At 51.5% G+C, this 20,911-nt stretch carries 23 protein-coding genes; 17 read left to right on the top strand and 6 right to left on the bottom strand.

From position 1 onward, the window contains the following. Position 1 precedes the first annotated feature (1 nt). The 3 genes from TREAZ_RS01440 to TREAZ_RS01430 are packed head-to-tail and all read left to right on the top strand — an operon-like array spanning position 2 to position 2,016. Complete coding sequence (locus TREAZ_RS01440; protein ID WP_015710010.1) at positions 2–682, top strand: thiamine phosphate synthase; 681 nt, start codon at positions 2–4, stop codon at positions 680–682. After that, a complete protein-coding gene (locus TREAZ_RS01435; protein ID WP_015710009.1) occupies positions 679–1,431 on the top strand; it encodes a hypothetical protein in 753 nt (250 codons plus the stop codon). Before TREAZ_RS01440 ends, TREAZ_RS01435 begins: the two co-directional genes overlap by 4 nt. Then, entirely contained in the window at positions 1,432–2,016 is a 585-nt protein-coding gene (locus TREAZ_RS01430) for a hypothetical protein (protein WP_015710008.1), read from the top strand. Between the two features lie 166 nt (positions 2,017–2,182). On the opposite strand, the gene TREAZ_RS01425 is transcribed toward TREAZ_RS01430, so the two are convergent. Then, entirely contained in the window at positions 2,183–3,694 is a 1,512-nt protein-coding gene (locus TREAZ_RS01425; protein ID WP_043923216.1) for a glycine hydroxymethyltransferase, read from the bottom strand. Positions 3,695–3,845: 151 nt separating this feature from the next. On the opposite strand from TREAZ_RS01425, the gene TREAZ_RS01420 reads away from it, so the two are divergent. From TREAZ_RS01420 to TREAZ_RS18320, 4 genes are read left to right on the top strand one after another with little or no spacing between them, the layout of a single operon-like run. Then, complete coding sequence (locus TREAZ_RS01420) at positions 3,846–4,997, top strand: FIST C-terminal domain-containing protein (RefSeq protein WP_015710006.1); 1,152 nt, start codon at positions 3,846–3,848, stop codon at positions 4,995–4,997. Between the two features lie 9 nt (positions 4,998–5,006). Continuing rightward, the gene (locus tag TREAZ_RS01415) at positions 5,007–7,190 is read left to right on the top strand and encodes a response regulator (RefSeq protein WP_015710005.1); all 2,184 of its coding nucleotides are present in this window, start codon (positions 5,007–5,009) and stop codon (positions 7,188–7,190) included. A gap of 6 nt (positions 7,191–7,196) precedes the next feature. Then, positions 7,197–8,051, top strand: a complete 855-nt coding sequence (locus TREAZ_RS01410; RefSeq protein WP_052297620.1) for an MFS transporter — start codon at positions 7,197–7,199, stop codon at positions 8,049–8,051. 8 nt (positions 8,052–8,059) lie between these two features. Next, entirely contained in the window at positions 8,060–8,401 is a 342-nt protein-coding gene (locus TREAZ_RS18320; RefSeq protein WP_052297619.1) for a hypothetical protein, read from the top strand. Between the two features lie 38 nt (positions 8,402–8,439). On the opposite strand, the gene TREAZ_RS01405 is transcribed toward TREAZ_RS18320, so the two are convergent. Then, positions 8,440–9,195 (bottom strand): SDR family NAD(P)-dependent oxidoreductase, encoded by a 756-nt coding sequence (locus TREAZ_RS01405; RefSeq protein WP_015710004.1) that lies wholly within the window; start codon positions 9,193–9,195, stop codon positions 8,440–8,442. Between the two features lie 26 nt (positions 9,196–9,221). Here TREAZ_RS01405 and trhA point away from each other — a divergent pair, with 26 nt between their 5' ends. The 8 genes from trhA (at position 9,222) to TREAZ_RS01365 (ending at position 15,306) form a co-directional block, all read left to right on the top strand. Then, positions 9,222–10,055: a PAQR family membrane homeostasis protein TrhA gene (gene trhA, locus TREAZ_RS01400; RefSeq protein WP_015710003.1), complete on the top strand. Its 834-nt coding sequence runs from the start codon at positions 9,222–9,224 to the stop codon at positions 10,053–10,055. A gap of 119 nt (positions 10,056–10,174) precedes the next feature. Then, positions 10,175–10,864, top strand: a complete 690-nt coding sequence (locus tag TREAZ_RS01395; protein ID WP_148257627.1) for a COG4648 family protein — start codon at positions 10,175–10,177, stop codon at positions 10,862–10,864. After that, positions 10,851–11,492 (top strand): phosphatidylserine decarboxylase, encoded by a 642-nt coding sequence (locus TREAZ_RS01390; RefSeq protein WP_015710001.1) that lies wholly within the window; start codon positions 10,851–10,853, stop codon positions 11,490–11,492. Before TREAZ_RS01395 ends, TREAZ_RS01390 begins: the two co-directional genes overlap by 14 nt. Further along, complete coding sequence (pssA, locus tag TREAZ_RS01385; RefSeq protein WP_015710000.1) at positions 11,489–12,301, top strand: CDP-diacylglycerol--serine O-phosphatidyltransferase; 813 nt, start codon at positions 11,489–11,491, stop codon at positions 12,299–12,301. The genes TREAZ_RS01390 and pssA overlap by 4 nt, the downstream gene beginning before the upstream one ends. Next, positions 12,298–12,495, top strand: a complete 198-nt coding sequence (locus TREAZ_RS01380; RefSeq protein ID WP_015709999.1) for a DUF4177 domain-containing protein — start codon at positions 12,298–12,300, stop codon at positions 12,493–12,495. The genes pssA and TREAZ_RS01380 overlap by 4 nt, the downstream gene beginning before the upstream one ends. 84 nt (positions 12,496–12,579) lie before the next feature. Continuing rightward, entirely contained in the window at positions 12,580–13,401 is an 822-nt protein-coding gene (locus TREAZ_RS01375; protein WP_043922693.1) for a CheR family methyltransferase, read from the top strand. Positions 13,402–13,465: 64 nt separating this feature from the next. Further along, entirely contained in the window at positions 13,466–14,563 is a 1,098-nt protein-coding gene (gene cheB, locus TREAZ_RS01370; RefSeq protein WP_043923214.1) for a chemotaxis-specific protein-glutamate methyltransferase CheB, read from the top strand. Positions 14,564–14,892: 329 nt separating this feature from the next. Then, positions 14,893–15,306 carry a hypothetical protein gene (locus tag TREAZ_RS01365; protein WP_015709996.1) on the top strand — a complete coding sequence of 138 codons (414 nt, stop codon included), beginning with the start codon at positions 14,893–14,895 and terminating at the stop codon, positions 15,304–15,306. Between the two features lie 68 nt (positions 15,307–15,374). Here TREAZ_RS01365 and TREAZ_RS01360 read toward each other — a convergent pair whose 3' ends face one another. The 4 genes from TREAZ_RS01360 to TREAZ_RS01345 all read right to left on the bottom strand — a co-directional run bounded on the left by TREAZ_RS01360 (position 15,375) and on the right by TREAZ_RS01345 (position 18,843). Beyond that, entirely contained in the window at positions 15,375–16,763 is a 1,389-nt protein-coding gene (locus tag TREAZ_RS01360; protein ID WP_015709995.1) for a TrpB-like pyridoxal phosphate-dependent enzyme, read from the bottom strand. Between the two features lie 144 nt (positions 16,764–16,907). Beyond that, complete coding sequence (locus TREAZ_RS01355; protein ID WP_052297618.1) at positions 16,908–17,753, bottom strand: metallophosphoesterase; 846 nt, start codon at positions 17,751–17,753, stop codon at positions 16,908–16,910. 106 nt (positions 17,754–17,859) lie between these two features. Continuing rightward, entirely contained in the window at positions 17,860–18,096 is a 237-nt protein-coding gene (locus tag TREAZ_RS01350; RefSeq protein WP_015709993.1) for a hypothetical protein, read from the bottom strand. A 165-nt stretch (positions 18,097–18,261) separates the two neighbouring features. Then, positions 18,262–18,843 (bottom strand): MBL fold metallo-hydrolase, encoded by a 582-nt coding sequence (locus TREAZ_RS01345; RefSeq protein WP_015709992.1) that lies wholly within the window; start codon positions 18,841–18,843, stop codon positions 18,262–18,264. 47 nt (positions 18,844–18,890) lie between these two features. On the opposite strand from TREAZ_RS01345, the gene TREAZ_RS01340 reads away from it, so the two are divergent. After that, a complete protein-coding gene (locus TREAZ_RS01340; protein WP_015709991.1) occupies positions 18,891–20,006 on the top strand; it encodes a hypothetical protein in 1,116 nt (371 codons plus the stop codon). 37 nt (positions 20,007–20,043) lie between these two features. Next, entirely contained in the window at positions 20,044–20,907 is an 864-nt protein-coding gene (locus tag TREAZ_RS01335; protein WP_015709990.1) for a GNAT family N-acetyltransferase, read from the top strand. Positions 20,908–20,911 lie beyond the last annotated feature (4 nt).

Here is a 20,911-nt window from a genome sequence, read left to right as displayed (position 1 = left end):
AGTGAGGATCGTCGGGGTTACTAATCGGCTTCTTTGCGGCGGCGAAAATGGATTTTTAGCCCAGGTGAAGAAAATTGCCGTCAGCGGCATTGATGCCTTTGTTTTACGGGAGAAGGATCTTTCTTTAGGTAGATATGAAGATCTGGCGCGTAAGGTGTTGGACATTTGCAGACCCGGGAACGTAGAATTAATTCTCCATACCCAGGTTGAAGCAGCCATCGATCTTAACGCTAAATCCATTCAGCTTCCCTGGGCGGTATTTAAAACCGGGGCTTTCATTTCTGCGGATCTTGCCCGCTTGAGGGATCGCGGAATTGCTTTTGGCGTTTCTGTTCATTCGGCGGAAGAAGCCGCTGAAGCGGAACGGTCCGGGGCAGCATGGCTCATTGCGGGCCATGTGTTTGTCACTGATTGCAAAAAAGGGCTTGAGCCTCGGGGTTTGGAATTTATTGGTTCGGTTTGCAGGGCGGTGAAAATCCCGGTATATGCCATCGGGGGTATTTCGGAATATACTATTGCCGGGGTAGAAAAATGCGGGACGGAAGGTGTTTGCATCATGTCTTCGCTTATGGAAAGCCCTGATCCCCCGGCGCTGATCGCAGGGCTCCGAAGCCGCCTCGGGGCAGCCTGTTTTCCTAACCCCTGTGCCGGGCAAGGTTCAGGTTTGAAGGAAGGGGCATGAAAAAAAAGGCTTGGCAGGAATTCGTCAAAATCCGCGAAAAATACCGGTTTATGGTGCAAAAAATGCTCCAGGATCTGCCAAAATTGGGGATGCTGGAGCAAAAACTGATCGACAGCCGCAGCGGGCCCGCTTATAAAATCGAGACAGCTGTGGTTTACAATGGGGCTCTCGACGATATCACCCAGACGGATACTATCAAACTGATATTGGTGGCTGATAATCCGGGGCGCAGGGAACAGGCCGCGGAAAATCGCCGCTACCTTGTAGGGCCTTCGGGGAAAATAGCCGAAGGGTTTTTCCGCAATCATCCTGAACTGGAAATTGATTTCCGCAAAAATGCAATTATCCTCAACAAGACGCCCGTGCATACTCCCAGGACTGCGGAGCTTGCGGAATTATGCAGCCTTGGTGGCGCTAAATTATCAGAGGCAATTAATGAATCGCAAAAAATAATGGCCGAATTGCTTTTGGAATTTCACCGGGCCCTGGCGCCAATCCCTGTGTGGATTATCGGGTATTCTGAAATGAAAAAGGGCGGGGTGTTTGAAACTTATACCGAAGATTTAATTGATCATTATGCCAAACTTCCCAAACGGCGGGAAGAGATTTTTTTCTTCCGCCATTTTTCAATGAATCAATTTACCATAGATTTTAACAAGCAGGCTCTGCCAAAAGAGACAGCAATGGAAACCCTGAAACGCATGGGCTCGGCATACCGCGAACGGGTGATGGGGACAAAAGGAAATTAAATGGATCTATTCCTGCAAATCTGGGGAGGCGGCGGATATCTCCTGGCAAAAATATTATTGTCCCATGCCGAGGGCCTGGAAAAAGATCGCCCCTGGCGCGTTGCAGGGTGGCTGGCTTACATAATCGGCCTCCCCGCCTGGGTCATGCTTCTCGCAGGCAAGCACAACTGGATCGCCGCAGCCAACGAGGCAGGAGGCGCCCCTGCCCTCGTCCTGGGGCTTGCGCTTGCATGGAAGGGCCTTGATAAAGCGCCGGCCCTTGCGGACTGGGGGGTGAAAATCTTTACATGGATTATGATAGTCCTGGGTCTTGGGTACAGCGTTTTTTTCTTCGGCGGAATCACCGCCTTCTCCCAGATCCTTGAGCTTGGGGTTACCGCCGGTTTTCTCCTGGGGACATACCTCCTGGCAAAGAAAAAGCCCTCTGGCTGGCTCTTCTTTGCCCTGATGCTTTGCAGCATGGGAACCCTCATGTACCTCCAGGGCAAGACTATCCTTATTTTTCAGCAGGCCATCTCGCTTGTCTTTGTAATCCGGGGGTTTGTGAAGGGAGTTTCGAGAACAAAAACCGCAAAAAAACAGTAATTTTTGAATTCATCAAATAAGATGAATTTAATTCAGCAAATTCATCAAATAAGATGAGTATCGAAAATTCAGGAAAAGGAAAAGATCAGAGGACTACTCCCCCTTTCCCTATTATTGTGCTGCTTCCGGGCAGTTCGTCTGCAATGCGTTTGGTCATTTCATTGGGCTATGAGACAAAAGATTCCTTTAAAAACTTGAGATCCAGTTCGGGGTAGACCGGGAAGCGGTCGAGGAGTTTCTTTACCCGGTCAACAGCTTCGGCCTTGGCCTTTTCTTCTATAATATATTTGGCCTTGCTCAATTTGGAAGGATCTTTGCCGTCAGGCGCGGGGCTTGTGTGCTTCAGCACCAGGGCGATAATGGCGCCCAGCTCGTCCATGTCGGCCTTGCCCATGCCGAGGGTGCTCACTGCCGCGGTGCCGATGCGGAGGCCCGAGGTATACCAGGGGCCGTTGGGATCAAAGGGGAGGCTGTTGCGGTTAACGGTAATATTGCACTCGTGGAGAGCGCTCTCTGCCTGACGGCCCGAAATGCCCGCGCTCCGGACATTCACCAGAAAGAGGTGGTTGTCGGTGCCGCCGGTGAGGACTTCAAGGCCTCCCCCGGCACAGGCGGCTGCGAGAGCCTGGGTATTTTCAACTATCTTTTTGGCATAATCGCGGAACTCAGGTCTGGAGGCTTCCCTGAACGCCACGGCCTTGGCGGCAATGACATGGGGCAGGGGGCCGCCCATGGTAAGGGGACAGCCTTTGTCGAGGGCTTCGGCGAATTCGTTGGTGGAGAGGATAAGGCCGGCCCTGGGGCCCCGGAGGGTCTTGTGAGTGGTGGTGGTTACCACATGGGCGTGGGGGACGGGGTCGTAATCGCCGGTAAAGGCTTTGCCCGCCACAAGGCCCGCAAAATGGGCCATATCCACCATAAAAACAGCGCCCACCGAATCGGCAATCTGCCTCATGCGCTTAAAATCGATCTTCCGGGGATAGGCGGAATAGCCTGCCAAAAGGATGAGGGGCTTTACCGCTTTGGCCTGTTTTTCAATATCGTCATAATCCAAAAGGCCGGTTTCTTTTGAAACCGTATAACCATACACATCGAAAAGCCGGGAGGAGATGTTATAGCGGTAGCCGTGGGTAAGGTGGCCGCCGGAATAGTAGTCGAGACCCAAAAGACGCTGATTCCCGAGTTCGGCCTTGAGTTCCTTCCATTGATTGTCGCTCAATTTATAGAGGTTGGTTTCGCCCCATTTGGCAAGTGCGGGGTTTTCGACCTTTGTGGTCAGAATGGCCCAGTATGCCAGCATGTTGGCGTCTGCCCCGCAGTGGGGCTGGACGTTGGCGTATTCGGCGCCGAAAAGCGTACGGGCTTCTTCGGCGGCCAGGGACTCGATATCGTCCACGTTTTCGTTGCCCGCGTAAAAACGGTGATGGGGCATGCCTTCGGCGTACTTGTCCGTGAGGAGGTTGCCCATGGCGAGCTGCACCGAAAGGGAGCAATAATTCTCGCTGGCGATGAGTTTTACCCGTTTCCGCTGGTTTTCGAGCTCTTTTACGATGGAAGCGGCGATTTCAGGGGCCACAAGGGCGGTTTTCTGAAGGTTGCAAAGATAAGCCAAAAAACCGACATCCACCTTTTCTTTAGGGGTGGCGGCAAGGTAAGCGGCAACAGGGTTATTGTTCATGATGATTTCAGGATACCTGAACAAGGGCGGGGTGGCAAGATGTTTCGCCAGGGCGTTTATATGCGACTATTAAAAAAACGTCAAAAAATTGTATACTAAATTGGAAAATAATGATATTTTAGAAATACAAATTAACCTAATGGAGGATTCCATGGTACAGGTACGCAATGCGTTCACGACAGAACTTGACGAGCCGGAAGACGCGCTTAAAGAGATACTTGAGCAGATAGATCTCAAGACTTTGAGTAAAAATTCTGTAGGTATTATCGTATGTTACTATGAGTTTATTGATACCGGCGTGGTGCAAAAAATCTCTGAAAGCCTCCCCTTCGAAGTTATTGGCCTGACTACCACCGCAAGCGCCTCCAAAGGCGATTACGGTATGTACCGCCTTAACCTTACCGTCCTTACCAGCGATGATATTTTGTTCGAAACCGCCTATACCGTCCCCCTCTCCAGGGCAGAATATGAAAAACCCCTTGAGGAAGCCTACGCGGAAGCCCGCGCCGGCCTCCCTTCTGATCCCAGCTTCATCATCACTATATTCCCCCTTATGGGCGAATTAATTGCTCCCGATATACTCAAAGTCATGGATCGCGCCAGCAAGGGTATTCCCATTTGGGGAACCATCGCTTCGGACGCTGTATTGGACTCAGAGCACTGCAAAACCATAGGCAAGAAAAAGTCCGGAGCAACTTCGGTAGCTATGCTGCTTTTACATGGCGATATCGAACCCGAATTCATTGTCACTTCAATTCCCGACCGGAACATCTCTACCCGCAAGGCTCTCGTCACAAAGTCCTCGGGCTGCATTGTCCAGGAAGCCAACGGCGTTCCCTTCGCCCAATACCTCAACAGTATTGGCTATATTACCAAAGTTGGAATCGATCCCACTTCGTTTCCCCTTATAATGAGGTTTCCGGACGGATCCGGTCCCGTTGCTTTAGGGGTGTTTCGTGTTTTCGAAGACGGCAGCATCCTGATGGGGGGCGAGGTTCCTGAGGGAACTTCCTTCTCAGGCGGCGAAATCGATCCCGAGGGCATAATCGAAACCGCCAGGGCTTCCCTGGACAAAGCCCTCAAAACCGGCAAAAGGTCAGGGATTTTCATGTCCCCCTGCATAACCCGTTATCTTATGCTGTCGCCTGTAAGCTCAAAGGAGATGGAACTTGCCATCAGTACCATTGGCGATATTCCTTATTTTTTGGCCTATGCAAGCGGCGAAATCTGCCCCGTACGGGGAGAAGACGGGAAGCTATATAACCATTTTCACAATTTCACCTTTTCACTCTGTGTTCTATAAGGCAGATTTATGCAGGAAGATGATCTTATACAGCAAATAGAGGCTCTCCAAAAACAGGATCGCAAAAACAAACGGGAAATACAGCAGCTCCGTGGAACACTGGAACTTGAACGCCAGGTCGCCACGGCAAAAGCGAATCAGCAGACTACCCGTACTTCCGAGCAGCGTGACCGCGAAAAGTACATGAAGCTGCTTCTCGAAAATTGTCCCGATTCCATACTCCTTTTGGATAAGACAAACCGCCTCATATATTGCACTGAATTTTTTCTGAAAAATTTTCAAACCATAAATACCGATCTCATCTACGGCCATACCTTTCAGGAAGTGTTCAATCTCATTGTAGACTCCCAATGGGTCGAAGCCATCTATCTAAAACTCAAAGAAGTAGTTAACAGTAATACTCCTATTAAATTCGAGGATACCCGCATCGCGGAAGACGGTACTCCCCTCAAATACATAATTCAGATTAACCCCATGGTGAACAGCGAGGGCGAGAACGAAGGGGCCATGATGCTCTTTCACGACATTACCGAAATTGAACGGGCCAGGGAAGAAGCCGTAATCGCAAGGGACGAGGCCGAGAGGGCCAGCGCAGCCAAGGGCGCATTCCTTGCCAACATGAGCCACGAAATGCGGACCCCCATGAACGCCATTATCGGCATGACGGCCATTGCAAAGAAATCCCAGGAGCTGGATAAAAAGAATTACTGCCTCAAAAAAATTGAAGACGCTTCGAACCACCTTTTGGGCGTCATCAACGATATACTCGATATGTCCAAAATCGAAGCCAACAAACTTGAACTCTCATTCGACAGTTTCAATTTTGAAAAGATGCTCCAAAAAGTAGTGAATGTAATAAACTTCAAGGTAGACGAAAAGCATCAGGAATTTGCTGTTCATATCGATGACAAAATTCCAAAAACCCTGATAAGCGATGATCAGCGCCTTGCCCAGGTTATTGCAAATCTCCTTTCCAATGCGGTCAAATTTACCCCCGAGCGGGGTTCCGTTATTTTGAATGCCTGCCTCGAAAAGCAGGAAGGAAAAATCTTTACGGTTCGGATTTCCGTAACCGACACCGGCATAGGCATCAGCGAGGAACAGCAGAAAAAGCTTTTCAGTTCCTTCCAGCAGGCTGACGGCTCCACCTCCCGCAAATTCGGCGGCACCGGCCTTGGCCTCGCCATTTCCAAGCGTATCGTGGAAATGATGGGCGGTCGTATCTGGATAGATTCGGAAGAAGGCAAAGGCTCAACCTTTTCCTTTATAATTGAAACTGAAAAAGGCACCGACGAACTCCACAGCCTCCTTGCGGAAGGGGTAAACTTCCACAACCTGCGTATCCTCGTGGTGGACGATACGCCGGATATCTGCGAATACTTCAAAGACCTTGTGTCCCATCACCACATTGCCTGCGATACTGCCCCAGGCGGCGAAGAAGCCTGCAGCCTCATTGAAAAAAACGGCTTCTATGACATTTACTTTGTGGACTGGAAAATGCCCGGCATGGACGGCGTGGCCCTTTCCCGCTGGATACGGGAGCATGAATCGGCGGGGGCTTCGGTGCCGCCCAAGTCGGTTGTAATAATGATCTCCGCCGCCGACTGGAACTCCATCGAAAAAGAAGCCAAAGATGTAGGGGTCAATAAATTCCTCCCCAAACCCCTTTTCCAGTCCAACATCATGGACTGCATCGTTGAGTGCCTCGGTAAAGAAAGCATCATCGCAGCGGAACGGGCCGACCAGGATCTATCTGCCGAAGATCATTTCGAAGACTACCATATGCTCCTGGCGGAAGATGTTGAAATCAACCGCGAGATAGTCATCACCCTGCTTGAACCAACAGGCCTGAAAATCGACTGCGCCGAAAATGGCAGCAAAGCCCTTGAAATGTTTCGCTCTGATCCGGACAAATACCAGCTTATCTTTATGGATGTCCAGATGCCCGAAATGGACGGCTATGAAGCTACAAGCAAAATACGTGCCTTCGAAGCTGAACGCTTCGAAGGCTTGGAGTTTGCTTCGCAAACTCCACAGAAAAAGTTAACCCCTGTTCCAATAATCGCGATGACTGCGAATGTGTTCAGGGAAGATGTGGAAAGGTGCCTCGCTTCGGGCATGAATGATCATGTGGGAAAACCTCTGGATATTAACGAAGTTCTGGATAAACTCCGAAGTTATTTGAGGAAATAATTCAAAATGGCCACATTCTTTTTAATCCTCATCTACATCACCTTTATCAGCCTTGGACTGCCCGATTCCCTTTTGGGAACCGCCTGGCCTGTGATACGCCTTGAACTGGGCGCGCCGCTTGAAACTGCCGGCATTATTTTCATCACCATATCGGTCTGTACGATAATCTCAAGCCTGGGCTGTTCCTGGGTCACCGGCCGTTTTGGCACGGGCAAGGTTACTGCCCTAAGCGTATTGCTCACTGCGGCGGCATTGCTGGGTTCTTCATTCAGCCACTCGGTCTGGTGGTTTACTCTCATGGCCCTGCCCCTGGGATTCGGCGCAGGTGCCATAGATTCTGCGCTGAACAACTATATCGCCCTTCACTATGCACCGCGCCACATGAGCTGGCTCCACTGCTTTTGGGGAGTGGGGGCTTTTATCGGGCCCTTCATCATCAGCCTGAATTTGAGTCAGGCCGGTAACTGGCGGGGGGCTTATCTTGCCTTAAGCGTAATACAATTTGCGGTCAGTTTGCTGCTTATTGTGTCCCTTCCCTTATGGAAAATACAGGACAAGCCCAGGGCAGCCGAACCTCAAGGTTCTTTTGTTTCGGAATTGGGGAAGAATTTCGGCCTTGTAAAAATACCGGGGGTGATCGAAGCCATGATCACCTTTTTTGTGTACTGCGCAACCGAGTACACCCTGGGCCTTTGGGGCGCGAGCTTCCTCACGGAAAACCGGGGCTTTGCCAAGCCCGATGCCGCAAGCGCCATTGCCCTTTATTACCTGGGCATCACCGTGGGCCGCTTTTTTCGGGTTTCCTCACCCTCAGGTTTTCGGGGAAGGATCTCATACGCGGCGGCCTCTGGATCATTTTAGGGGGAGCCTTGCTGCTCGCCCTGCCGGGCGCTTTGCAAACAGTTGTGCAGATTCAACTGCCGGGCCAAAGATTCCTGGCCTACGCCGCCCTGTGGCTCATAGGCTTCGGCTGTTCGCCCATCTTCCCCAGCATGCTCCAGCTTACTCCCTCCCGCTTTGGCGCAGCCAACTCCCAGAAGGTCATAGGCCTCCAAATGGCAAGCGCCTATTTGGGGCTGACCCTCGTGCCGCCCCTGGTGGGGCTGATTGCAGCGAGAACAAATATGATTGCCATTCCCCTGTTTCTCATGGCCTATGTGGCAATAATGCTCTTTACGTCAGAGAGGATTAACCATAAGGCTAAGACTTAATAACCTCAAAGCCCATATGATAAAGGACGGAAAGGGGCTTAAACCATCACCGCTCCGCCGCAGACCGGGATGGTCACCCCGGTGATAAACGAAGCCAGATCCGAAGCCAGAAAGGCCACGGCGTTGGCTATTTCCTGATCCGTGCCGCGGCGGGCAAGGGGGATTTTGGCGCTGTATTCAGGGGCTATTTCCGTGTGGTTCGCGCGGTCTTTGTCGCTGATGGTCCAGCCCGGGGCAACCTGGTTTACGGTAACGCCGGAAGGGCCTACCTCGTTGGCGAGTACCCGGTAGAGGCCGTCCATGCCGCGTTTGGCGGAGGCATAAGCGCCGGAGTTGGCGGTACAGAGATAGGAACGTTCGGAGTTGATGCCGATAAAGCGGCCCCGGCCTTTGGCGATCATCGCCGGCAAAAAGGCCTTTGCCATGAGCACATTCTGCCTGACGCAGGTCTCGAACTGATCCTGGAAGTCGTCAATGTTTTGTTCCAGTATGGCAACCCACTTGTACTGGCTTACTGCGGCGTTCACCACGATATCGGGTTCGCCCAGGCCTTTGACAACAGAGTCTTTCATGGCCAGCACGGATGCTTCATCTTTCAAATCCACCTGAACCGGCAGTACACGGCGGCCCCCGGTTTTAATTTTGGCAGCCAATTCATTGGCTTTTTCAGCGTTTCTCAGGTAGAGCAAGGCTATATCCGCTCCGCAGGACGCCAAAGTCGAGGCCATTACCCGGCCCAGCTCACCCGAGGCGCCGCTCACTACGGCTATTTTTCCTTTCAGATCGATTTCCATGCATTCTCCCTAAAGGATGTATCCTTATGATAAATTATTGCTTTATTGTAATGCCTTCGGTCGCGGTACTGCAACCGGATGATGGTACCGGTGTCTTAATTGGTATGAAAACATGGCAGCATACAAAAACCCTTACTCAGATCCTTCCCTACCAAACTTTGGGAGAAGAAATAGCCAATTCCCTGCTTCACGGTTTTGGGGCCCTTCTGGGGGCGGCGGGGCTGGTGCTGCTCGTTCTCCGGGCCCAGGGTTTCCTTGGGGGAAACGGCGGAGGCGGACGGGCAACCACCAGTTATGTGATCTTTGCCGCTGCCATGACCTGCATGTTCCTGGCTTCCACCTTGTACCATGCCCACCAGCGTCCCGAGATAAAACGTATCTTCCGTGTCTTTGACCACCAGGCGATCTACCTGTTTATCGCAGGAACCTATACCCCCTTATGCCTCATTGGTTTGCGGGGTCCCCTGGGCTGGACCCTCTTCGGAATTGAATGGGCCCTGGCAATAACGGGAATTGTCCTTTACGGGGTAGGCTGCAAAGCCCTTAAAAAAATGGAACTCACGGTCTATCTCCTCATGGGTTGGGCCATAGTAGGGGGGTGCATACCCCTGGCCAGGGCCCTGCCCCCCAGAAGCCTCCTCCTTCTGGCAGCCGGGGGTGTCTTTTATACCCTGGGAACCGTCTGGTATGCCCTGGGCCGCCGGAGAAATGTCCGCTTCAATACCCCAAAGGAACCTGCGCCAATGGAGAATGCCGGAGTGTTCCAAAAAAAATCCGACCGGGGCGCCCATGTAACCTGGCATGTTTTTGTCCTTTTGGGAGCCCTTTGCCACTGGTGGTCTATCTGGTTCATGAGCTGAACTTCTGGTTTTCACCCATGAAATTGCAACCGTGAAGTGTTGCAACCGTGAAGTTGACATTTTTCCATAAACCGGGTAAATTTTTCCAAGGACTTAATATTCTGAACAAAAACAAGCCAGTGAAGACCAATGCTGCGAAAAACCGGATGAGGGTCCTTTTTGGAGCTTTGATCATCCTGTATCCGCTGCTGGTTTTCAGCGCCCTGGTTATTTTTAAATTATCCATTCGCTATCTTTCCATCCTGATCATAGTGCTTGCTGTGGCGTACGCCTTTATGAACCGGAGCAATTATCACGGACGGCACCCGGTTTTTATCTTCATAAGCCCTGTCATACTGTTTTCCATAGGCATCGTGTGCCTGTCTACCACCTTTTTCATCGATTCCGAGGCGCTTTCGAGGGTTATCTTCAAGATTTACCCTGCCCTGGCCGATCTTGTCTACCTTACCATTTTTGGGACATCACTCTTCATACCGCCTACCATTGTCTATTCCTTTATCAATGTTTTCGATAAAAAGCTGAACGAGCACCTTGAAAAGGCCTATTTTGAAAATTATTGCCGCAAATGCACTGTTTATTGGTGCATTTTCTTCATTCTGGACTTTATTATTTCCCTGATCACCGCCATACTCGAGTCTGATCTTGTCTGGGGTATCTATAACGGCGGCGTTACCTATGTCCTTATGGGGCTTCTGTTCGTAGGCGAGTATGTAAGCATCAAAGTAATCGAAAAAAGGACCGTGTTGGCTCGAAAGACCGGGGAAATTCCGGCGGAGATCCCTGCGGAGGAAGATCATGACCATAGCTAAAGAAGGGTTTCCCTTCATTTTTATCCCTTTTATTGCCGGGTTGGCATTCATTCTCGTGCCCTGCCTGGCAGGGCTTGGGGTATTGGCGGTGTATATCTGCCTGGGCCCCGGCATACTCCTGGTGATTTTTTCGCTCTTTTGCCTCTTCTTCTTCAGGGATCCCAAAATCAGGATAACAGAGGCGCCGGGCGCTATTCTTTCGCCCTGCAACGGGACAGTCATGGAGATAGTCGAAAAGGATGATGAAAAAATCCTCAGGGTGTTCCTTTCAATCTTTAACGTTCATCTCCAAAGGGCGCCCCTGAGCGGCACGGTACGCAGCGTGGAGCACAAGGACGGCAAGTTTTTGGCCGCCTGGAACCCCCTGGCCCAATCGGAGAACAAGCAGAACATTATTACGGTGGATAGTGAGAAGGGCGTTTTTACGGTGAGGCAGATTGCGGGCTTCCTTGCAAGGCGCTGCGTCTCCTGGGTCAAGGCGGGGGATGCGGTAAGGGCAGGGGACAAGATCGGCCTTATAAAGTTCAGCTCCCAGGTGGATCTTCATCTGCCCAAAAAAGCGGTGATCAGCGTCAGGCCCGAAGACAAGGTGCGGGCCGGCATTACGATAGTAGGAGAATTAAAATGAAAAAGGAAGAATTGAAAAAAGGCATCTACATTCTGCCCTCCCTCTTCACCTGCGGGAACATGACCTTCGGCCTTTTGTCCATCATGGTCTCCATTAAGGGTGAATTTATCCCTGCGGCCTGGGCACTGGTGCTTTCCCTGTTCTGCGACATACTCGACGGCAGGATAGCCCGCCTGACCCATACTACCAGCGAATTCGGCGTCCAGCTTGATTCGCTGAGCGACCTCGTCTCCTTCGGCATAGCCCCGGCCATGTTGATCTACATGCTGGTGCTCCAGTCCATGGGGAAGATAGGCGTAGCCATTGCGGTATTCTTTGTGCTCTGCAGCGCCATGCGCCTTGCCCGCTTCAATGTGAAGGCGGCTGGCGGTTCAGTCGCCAATTACTTCCAGGGCCTCCCCACGCCTGCTTCGGCCGGGGTGATCATCTCTTTTGTGCTGAGCTATGAACTGCTGGGGCCCGCCGACACAAGACTCAACTTCAGGACCATCCCCTTGCTCATGCAGAACATGCCTGCCTTCTTTAAGGCTATGCCCATAGTCATGGTGGTGCTGTCGTTCCTTATGGTTTCCAACATACCCTATTATTCGTTCAAGCACATGGAGCTTTCCAAGCCCAGGGCGGTCCAGCTTTTGGTTTTCGTAATAGTCCTGGCTATACTCATCATCGTGTTCCCCCAAAATATCATTTTTATCATTTTTTCCCTTTATGCCCTTTCGGGTTTCGCCATGCTGCTGACCCATTTTATACGCCACAGATCCCGCTTCGGCCTTGCCCATGCAAAAGACGACGACGAGGATGAAGAATGAAAGAATACAAAGTCCTGACCCAAAAGGACAAATGGTTTTCCAGCAAGTTCGATCCCGCCAGGCTTGAAATGGCCCTGAACGCCTATGCCGAACAGGGCTGGCGGGTTATTTCATGCACCACAGGAGACTTCCCCGGCTTTGTCGGCAAAGAGCGCCAGGAAATGGTGGTCATCCTGGAACGGGATGTCAAATAACCGGCAGCCCGCCTTCCGTCTGTAATTCTCCAAATTTCATTTAGCCGGATTGACAGGCGGCGTTCCAGTTCATACTATTATAGCATGGCAGATGTTGTGTTCTTTTCCGATGCGGATTTTGAACAATACCGCACCCTGATTTATAACGAAAGCGGCATCAATTTTACCGCTACCAACCGCTCCATCCTCGAGTCACGGCTAAGGGAGCGGTTACGCGATAAAGGTAGTGATTCGGTAAAGACCTATTTTGCCACCATTGCCAAGGATCAGGGAGAGCTTAAGAGTTTCCTCGATTCTATCACCACGAACCTTACCCGGTTTTTCCGCAACCAGGCCCATTTTGACGCCCTTGAGCACTTTGTGGTGCCCGAGCTGATGAAAATCAAGCAAGGGAGCGGCAATACTACCATCAAGATATGGAGCGCGGGCTGTTCCACGGGCGAAGAGCCCTATACTATTGCCATGCTGATGAGCGAAATCCTGCCTCCGTCGTGGAAATTCGACATTGTGGCATCGGATATCAGCCTAAAGTGCCTTATGACCGCCAAAGAGGGCTTCTACGCAGACGCCAGAATCACGGGAATTCCCGACGCGTACCTCAAAAAGTACTTTGACAAGGTTGAAGGGGGCTACAAGATCCATGCGGACATCCAGTCCAGGATACGCTTCGACTACCATAACCTCAAAAACGATTCGGGCCAGAGGAATCTGGACATTGTGTTCTGTAGGAATGTCATCATCTACTTTGACGAGGCTGCCCAGACCAATGTCATAAACCGTTTCTGGGATTCCATGGCGTCCAAGTCCTTCCTTTTCATCGGGCACTCTGAATCCCTTTTTGGAATGGCCACCAAATTCGAATTCGTGAAAACTGAGTGGGCGACCCTGTACCGCAAGTTCATATAATATAATAGAGGAGAAAATTGTGGCTGATGAAGTATCGGTTTTGATTGTTGACGACTCTGCGTTGATGCGGAATCTCATTGGCAGGATGGTGGAAGACACGCCGGGCCTGGTGATAGCTGACAAAGCCATGAACGGTGTATTCGCGCTTCAGAAGATACCCCGGGTTAACCCTGACGTTATCGTTCTGGATCTGGAGATGCCCGAAATGAACGGCATCGAATTCCTCAAGGAACGGAAGAAGCGGAACATCCAGATCCCTGTGGTCATCCTTTCATCCATTGCTGCCAGGGGTGCCGAAATCACCATGGAAGCCCTTGCCCTTGGGGCGAGCGACTTTATCCAGAAGCCTTCGGGCTCGGTTTCAGAAGATATTCACACTGTCAGGGATACCCTGGTAACCATGCTCCTGGGGTATGGCGGCTCTTTCCGCCGCAGCCAGGGACGCAAGGTGCTTTCGCCTTCCGAATACACCAAAAAGCCCGAGCACGTGGGAGTGGGGCCCGATATCGCCACCCTCCTTGGGCTGAGCGGAACCCCTGCCGCAGGCCCTGCCAAGCCTCCTGCCCAGATACGCAAACCCGGCAAGACCGAGATCATCGCCCTGGGCATTTCCACAGGCGGGCCTGACGCCCTGCGGGTGGTCTTTGCCAACCTTGACAAAGACCTCGCCGTCCCCATCGTGGTAGTCCAGCACATGCCCCCGGGGTTCACCAACGAATTTGCCAAGAGCCTCGACAGGCTCTGCCCCCTCGATGTCAAAGAGGCCGAAGAGGGCGACGCCATTAAGCCTGGCCGCATCCTCATTGCCCAGGGCAACAAGCACCTCGAGGTGGAGAAAAAAGCCACCGGCAGCATTGTCCATCTTACAAGCACTCCCCAGGTTTCGGGCCACCGGCCTTCTGCGGACGTGCTCTTTGCCTCGGTCGCCCTCGCCTACCAGAACCATGCCCTCGGCGTGATCATGACCGGCATGGGCCGCGACGGCGCTGCCCAGATTGGCACCATCTACAAAGAAGGCGGCATGACCATAGGCCAGGACGAGGCCACTGCGGTTGTGTACGGCATGCCCCGGGTAGCCTACGAGCTTGGCCATGTCATGGAACAGGTTTCGCTCCAGAACATGGGCCGCAGGATCTGCGAGATAGCGAAAGCGGTAAGGTAAGGGCTTTTAACCGCAAAGGAAAAGATCGGAGGGCTGCCGGGCTTTTCCCGTTTTTAATTGGCGGTTTTTTCCCGCCTATAGAGCTTAATCTGAAAAACCCTTAAAAAAACAGTAATTTTTGAATTCATCAAACAAGATGAATTTAATTCGGCAAATTCATCAAATAAGATGAGTCAAGAATTACAAATCCCTGTCTTCCTTTAACTTCTTCGACTCCGCGGTTAAAAATCCTTAAAATATATGCAAGGAAAAATTTGCCGATCCCTTAAAAATTTAGTATATTAGAGGTGTTCTAAAGGAACAAATTCCATGGTGCATAGGAGAACACTATGAAAGACAATGCAAATCACTATTTTCTTGTCTGCTGTAAATGCGGGCATGTTGGCAAGCGTCGCTTTATCCCCCTGGTTTTCCCCATACGGGCCAGGGATAGACTGGAAGCGGATGCTCGTGGACGGGCGCACCCAGGGGTAAAACATGATAACCGCACTGCGGTTCTTTGGATAAAAGCTGCAACAGTAGAAGAGTACAGGCAGGCCCGGATTGAACTGTATAAGGACGTGTATTGGCAGTGCCTCGAAAGAGGCTCCCTGCTGCTTGCCGACCGGATTGTCCGCGAGCAGCAGCGTCCAAAAAAAGAGTCTTCAAAAAAAGACACGAGACAATTCCGCTTTAAAAAGAGCAAGGTGGCGGAAGATGAAATCCGTGATTATGTCATCCGGAAATACCGGGTGGCGGTGTGAGTTGATTTTCCGGATTTGCAATGGCATAAGACCTTCGTTATGCACTGCTGCATAACGAAGGTCTTGCGTTAATCCTTATTCTGCGGAATGTCCGGAATGCTCGAAAAGCCTTTTGCCAAATCTTCGTCTGTGGGGATATAGTCCGTCATGGTCTTGTTGTTGTAGGCAATGTAGGCGGTAAGGTCAAAGTAGCCCGTACCGGTAAGGCCGAAGACTATCACCTTCTTTTCCTTTGTTCTTTTACACTCCAGGGCTTCGTCAATGGCCGCCTTGATCGCGTGGGACGATTCCGGGGCAGGCAGTATTCCTTCAACCTTCATGAATTGCACTGCCGCGTCAAAGACTTCGCTCTGCACTGCCGAGCGCGCCTCGATGAGTCCGTCTTTGTAGAGCTTGCTCAGGATGGGGTTCATGCCGTGGTAGCGGAGGCCCCCTGCGTGGTTGGCCGAAGGGATAAAGCCGTTGCCCAGGGTCATCATGCGGATAAGGGGAGTGGTCCTGGCGGTGTCGCCAAAATCGTAGGCATAGCGGCCACGGGTAAAGCTGGGGCATGACGCGGGTTCCACGGCGATGAAGCGGGTATTGGCGTTTGACTTGCCCAGGAGTTTTTCGCCCATAAAAGGCGCGATAAGGCCGCCGAGATTGGAACCGCCCCCGGCGCATCCGATGATGATGTCGGGCTTTATGCCGTATTTGTCCAGGGCGGCCTTGGTTTCCTGCCCGATGATGGACTGGTGGAGTACCACGTGGTTCATCACGCTGCCCAGCACATAACGGCACTTGTCGGTTTTTACCGCCTGCTCCACTGCCTCGGAAATCGCGCAGCCCAGGCTGCCCCCGGTGTCGGGGTCTTTTTCCAGTATCTTCCTGCCCGATTCGGTGGTGTTTGAAGGCGAGGGGATGAGTTTTGCCCCGTAGGTTTCTATCAGGGCCTTGCGGTAGGGCTTCTGCTCTGAACTCACTTTGACCATGTACACAGTGAGGCCCAGGCCATAGTACCCAGCCGCCATGGCCATGGCCGTGCCCCACTGGCCGGCGCCGGTCTCGGTAGTTACCGAAGTGAGACCTTCCTCTTTGGCGTAATAGGCCTGGGCTGCCGCAGAATTGAGTTTGTGGCTCCCCGAGGTATTGGTTCCTTCAAATTTGTAGTAAATTTCCGCCGGTGTCCCCAGGGCTTTTTCTAGGAAATAAGCCCTGATAAGGGGCGCGGGCCTGTAGGAAAGGTAGAACTCCTCAAGAGCTTCGGGGATGGGGATGAGGCGGGTACTGTCGTCCAGCTCCTGTTTTACCGGCTCCTTGCAGAATACCGCCTCAAGGTCTTGGGCAGTGGCTGGCTTTAGGGTTCCGGGATGCAGTAGGGGATCGGGTTTTGCCTTCATGTCCGCCCGGAGGTTGTACCAGAACCGGGGGATCTCGTCCTCGGAAAGGTAGAGGCGGGTGGGGATTTTCTTTGCCATAATGTGCTCCTTGTTGAACCTCCGGTAGAGGTTCTCTTGTTAATTCGTTTCTATATAGAGAAACGTTTCTGTTAATAGAAACATTAAAAGAAACCGAATAACTTGTCAAGCCCTTCGGCTCCGAATTTTCTGAAATATGGATTTTTACGGTTTTTGTGAATCTTTCAGCTTAATGACCACCAGCTCCGGGTTGTTGAAATACCTGGGCAGTATGTTCGCCGCAAGCCCCCGGCTCACAATATGGGTCTGCCTACCGTAGGCATAAAGCCCCCCTGCGTATTTTGGGAACAGGCCCTGGTGGGGCGCATAGAGGCCGTTCATGATACGGGGGATGCGGAATTGGCCGCCATGGGCATGGCCGGAGACCACGAGATCAAAGGGGTATTTGAGGTAACTCTCTATGCGCTCGGGGTGGTGGGCCAGGAGTATTTTATAGGAAGCGATTTCGCTTAAGCCCGCAAAGGCTTTTTCCATAGCTTCGCCCTGGCTGTACCCGGGATCTTCGTAGATTTCTTTTTCCGGATCTTCTATGCCCGCAATGAGCAGATGGCTTCCTTTGATTTGAATGCGCTCATAATTATCAGAGAGGGTATGGATGCCGAAGGATTTCAATTTTTGGCGTATATTGGCAATATCCCTGGTATAGAATTCATGGTTGCCGGGGACAAAGAAAACCGGGCACAAGGCCGCTATGCCCTTTAAGAAAAGCATTGCCCTTTCTATGGGGAAAAGCCGGTAATGCTCGTCGATAATATCACCGGTCAATAAAACGAGGTCAGGGTTTTGGTTTTTAATTGCGTCAAGAAGGCGGCTTTGATCCTTTCCATATTTGGTGCTGTGAAGATCCGAGGCAAGCACAATATTAATGGAAGCCCCTGCCTTAAGGGCTGAAGATTCAAGCGTATACACAACGACGATCATTCTGTTAAAGATAATTGTGGCGAGGCTTATAAAAATCAAGGCTGATACTACTATAAGATAAACAGGCACTGTGCTTGATTGTATAATAAACAAAAGTATATTGGATATGCAGGGGCCGGAGGGTATGCGGTTCGGACAGCTAACGGCCTCTGACGAGGGCCGTTAGCATTGCTGATTACTTTCTCTTTCCTGGTTTCTTCGACGCCTTGGCCGGGGCAGCAGGGGCTTCAAACCTGTCCAAAGAACTGGCCGGAAATACGGCTTCCTGCCCCTCGTGGGTATCAGAAAACCATACAGTGGTCACTGTTTTGGCATCAATATTGACACTCTGAACCACCATTTTGGGGCTGTTTGCGAGGCCTGTTGCAATAACTACGTCTCCAATCAATCGTTCTGTTGCTCGTACGCTCATTAAAACTCCTTGTAGACACTACCCTAGCATAAAATCGCTGTTTTGCCAAGGGCCGTTCAAAATGCTTAAAAACCTTGCGTAATATCAAAAAATTAATATACTGTATAGATACGGAGCGGGCAGCCAAGCTGGCCCCCGTAGAAGCCCTCGCGGATGTCTGATGTTTTAAACCATGCCCCTCTTTGCCTCGATCCCAATGGTGGTACCCGGCCCATGCCCCGGACAGACTGATATTTCCGGGTCCATGGCAAAAAGGCGTTTTAAGCTTTGCACAAGTTTATTGAAGTCGCCGCCGGGAAGATCGGTGCGGCCGTAATCCCCGCAGAACAGGGTGTCCCCGGTAAAGAGGACGCCGGTTTTTTCGTCATAATAGCCAACACAGCCTTCTGTATGGCCCGGGAGGTGAAGCACTTTGAAAGGGCCCGCGGTATCGCCTTCAGAAAGGAGGAGTTGGGCCTTGGGTGCATAATGAGCATCGTCCTTGTGTATGGCGATCTTTGCGTCAGGAAAGGCTTCAGCCAAACCGGGCAGGCCCGTAAGATGATCAAAGTGGCCATGGGTTAACAGTATGTATGTTGGACGGAGTTTTAATTTCCGCAATACTGATATAATATAAGGTGCTTCGTCTCCGGGATCGATAACTGTGCAGGGCCTAAAGCCGTTTCCGGCTTCCCCTTCCGGAGAATAGATCCAACAATTTGCGGCCAGACTGCCAACTGGGAGGCATTCTATGATTTGTTCTTCCATAGGAGGATAATACCCTGAGACCACAAAATTTCCTAGTCATTATCGGAATGGCATTTGTCTGGTATGCCCTGATTCCCACAATAGGGGCTTTCATCGTTCGAGAAAACTGGAAGCGCTTTCGAAGGCGTTTTGATAATTTAAGATCCAGCCCTCTGCTGGACTATGCTTCGAGCCACAGCCTGGATACGGGTCCGGCGGAGTTCCACTTTGCCGGCAATTTTGAATCTGTTACCGAGGACAAGGTGCTCTGGATACGGAGCGGAAAACTGACCATGCCGGTGGAGCTTGACGGGGCCTATGCCTTTATGCTTCCCAACACATCCGAAGAAGGGATCCCCGCAGCCTTTGATCCTGGCGAAGAGGCGCCCGAGCGCATACAATGGGATCGCATTGCTGCCCTTACAGGGGAAGCCAAAGTTTTTGTGGGAGGCACTGTAGCTGTAAAAAACAAGCGCCGCGTCTTTGTATCAACCCCGGAAAAATCCCTGCTGGTTCTTTTTTACGAGGGCGGGGATCGCTTCCTTGCAATAAGGGCAATCAGGGCAGGGCGGGCAAAAAACGAATACATCAATCGTTTTACTCCCTACTCTTTGATACTGGGGGCTTTTGCGCAAATCATCATAGCCCTTGCCTTTTTCTCGCGGCCTGCGTTCAGGGAAGTTACCGTCAGCGCCCTTACAGCCCTCTTCATCCCCCTTCTTCCCTGGGTACCTCCGGGCATTCTTTTTACCATTGTATATCGCAGGCTTTGGTGGCGGGTGTGCATACTCAGGGCTTATAGGGATCTGGCTGCCCTTCTTCTGCATTACCATTCTCCCGGAGGGGAATCTTACATAGCCCGGGAGTATCTGACCCTGCCTGGCACTTTTTACCGGAAAAATCTTCCCTTCATTATTCCGGCAGGGGAAAAGCGGTTAAAAGATCATTGGCATGTATATGGCGCTTTGCCTGTAGACGAAAGCGGGGTTCATGAGGACTTCCCCGCTGAACCTAAGGATAAATTCGCGGTTTACGGGGCTCTGCCGGGAGATCCTTCCCTGCTCACAAGGCAGTACAATAAAAAAGCCAATCTGCTTGAGTTCATTGCGATCCTGCTGCTTCTGGCAGGAGTCGGCATCAATCTTGTTTTTATCAGAACAGTACTCTCTTTTTTGGGAATTTAAGCTTGACGAATATGAAAAACAATACCTACTATTATGCATGCAGTTTGAATTAACCGAAGCCCTCATGGATGACATCCTGTTTTCCATGGAAGATCAGGATGGCGATTTTCATATTGATACGAAAGAGGGGGTCGTGGCAGAGGGGGATGACGATCCCCCCGAAGAAGGGGACGATGAGGAAGGCCGCTATATCAGCCTCCCCGAATGGGATTCTTCCAGCGGCTTCAGGCTTATGGAGCGTTTTGCCGCAGGTTTCCGCAATCCATTGATCCGGGACGAACTCACTTCGGCCCTCAACAGGGGGCGGGGGGTTTTCAGGGCTTTTAAAAACACCCTGAGCCAGCATCCGGAAGCTGAAAAAATGTGGTTCTTATATAAAGAGCGGGAAATGAAGCAGGAGATCATCTCCTGGTACAATGCCTTAAGGGAAGAATGGGGCCTCGAAAAAATAGGCCTTGAGCCCGAGGATACCGGCGACCTGGTGCTTGAGGATTTCCGCTTCCGCGAATTCCGGGAAAGCGACCTTCAGGCTGCGAAGGAGCTTCATAAGCTTTGCATTGATGCAGCTAAAGAGGCAGGCATTTCACCGGAAGACGCTGCCAAATTTCCCGGAGAAATGTCTTTTATGTCTGAATCAGGTGGCGGGGAATTCGCAGGCTTCATTTCGGCTGGCTGCAAACATTCTGAACTCCGCATAGGGATTCTGGAGGTAAGGCCGGAATACCGGGGCCTCGGCATAGGCGAGGCATTGCTCACCCGGCTTCTTGCTGCACTAAAAGCAGGGGAAGCCTCCCGGGTTTTTGTGGATCTCCCTGCAGGTTTCGAAGGCTTCTCCCGGGTTTTGGCCCGCAGCGGCTTTGAGCCAAGCCTTATCCGCTACAGCCTGAACCTGGAAAAATAGCATA

Source organism: Leadbettera azotonutricia ZAS-9 (assembly GCF_000214355.1).
Taxonomy (GTDB): Bacteria; Spirochaetota; Spirochaetia; order Treponematales; family Breznakiellaceae; genus Leadbettera; species Leadbettera azotonutricia.
The sequence above is the reverse complement of the archived record's forward strand: the minus strand, read 5'-3'. Positions and strand labels throughout refer to the sequence as shown.

What these genes read in the sequence shown, in the direction of transcription:
- TREAZ_RS01345 (WP_015709992.1), bottom strand. Translation starts at nt 18,843, where the DNA reads ATGGAAGAACAAATCATAGAATGCCTCCCAGTTGGCAGTCTGGCCGCA.
- pssA (WP_015710000.1), top strand. Translation starts at nt 11,489, where the DNA reads ATGAAAAAGGAAGAATTGAAAAAAGGCATCTACATTCTGCCCTCCCTC.
- trhA (WP_015710003.1), top strand. Translation starts at nt 9,222, where the DNA reads ATGATAAATTATTGCTTTATTGTAATGCCTTCGGTCGCGGTACTGCAA.
- TREAZ_RS01435 (WP_015710009.1), top strand. Translation starts at nt 679, where the DNA reads ATGAAAAAAAAGGCTTGGCAGGAATTCGTCAAAATCCGCGAAAAATAC.
- TREAZ_RS01390 (WP_015710001.1), top strand. Translation starts at nt 10,851, where the DNA reads ATGACCATAGCTAAAGAAGGGTTTCCCTTCATTTTTATCCCTTTTATT.
- TREAZ_RS01410 (WP_052297620.1), top strand. Translation starts at nt 7,197, where the DNA reads ATGGCCACATTCTTTTTAATCCTCATCTACATCACCTTTATCAGCCTT.
- TREAZ_RS01425 (WP_043923216.1), bottom strand. Translation starts at nt 3,694, where the DNA reads ATGAACAATAACCCTGTTGCCGCTTACCTTGCCGCCACCCCTAAAGAA.
- TREAZ_RS01335 (WP_015709990.1), top strand. Translation starts at nt 20,044, where the DNA reads ATGCAGTTTGAATTAACCGAAGCCCTCATGGATGACATCCTGTTTTCC.
- TREAZ_RS01350 (WP_015709993.1), bottom strand. Translation starts at nt 18,096, where the DNA reads ATGAGCGTACGAGCAACAGAACGATTGATTGGAGACGTAGTTATTGCA.
- cheB (WP_043923214.1), top strand. Translation starts at nt 13,466, where the DNA reads ATGCGGAATCTCATTGGCAGGATGGTGGAAGACACGCCGGGCCTGGTG.
- TREAZ_RS01340 (WP_015709991.1), top strand. Translation starts at nt 18,891, where the DNA reads ATGGCATTTGTCTGGTATGCCCTGATTCCCACAATAGGGGCTTTCATC.
- TREAZ_RS01415 (WP_015710005.1), top strand. Translation starts at nt 5,007, where the DNA reads ATGCAGGAAGATGATCTTATACAGCAAATAGAGGCTCTCCAAAAACAG.
- TREAZ_RS01365 (WP_015709996.1), top strand. Translation starts at nt 14,893, where the DNA reads ATGAAAGACAATGCAAATCACTATTTTCTTGTCTGCTGTAAATGCGGG.
- TREAZ_RS01380 (WP_015709999.1), top strand. Translation starts at nt 12,298, where the DNA reads ATGAAAGAATACAAAGTCCTGACCCAAAAGGACAAATGGTTTTCCAGC.
- TREAZ_RS01360 (WP_015709995.1), bottom strand. Translation starts at nt 16,763, where the DNA reads ATGGCAAAGAAAATCCCCACCCGCCTCTACCTTTCCGAGGACGAGATC.
- TREAZ_RS01430 (WP_015710008.1), top strand. Translation starts at nt 1,432, where the DNA reads ATGGATCTATTCCTGCAAATCTGGGGAGGCGGCGGATATCTCCTGGCA.
- TREAZ_RS01405 (WP_015710004.1), bottom strand. Translation starts at nt 9,195, where the DNA reads ATGGAAATCGATCTGAAAGGAAAAATAGCCGTAGTGAGCGGCGCCTCG.
- TREAZ_RS01375 (WP_043922693.1), top strand. Translation starts at nt 12,580, where the DNA reads ATGGCAGATGTTGTGTTCTTTTCCGATGCGGATTTTGAACAATACCGC.
- TREAZ_RS01420 (WP_015710006.1), top strand. Translation starts at nt 3,846, where the DNA reads ATGGTACAGGTACGCAATGCGTTCACGACAGAACTTGACGAGCCGGAA.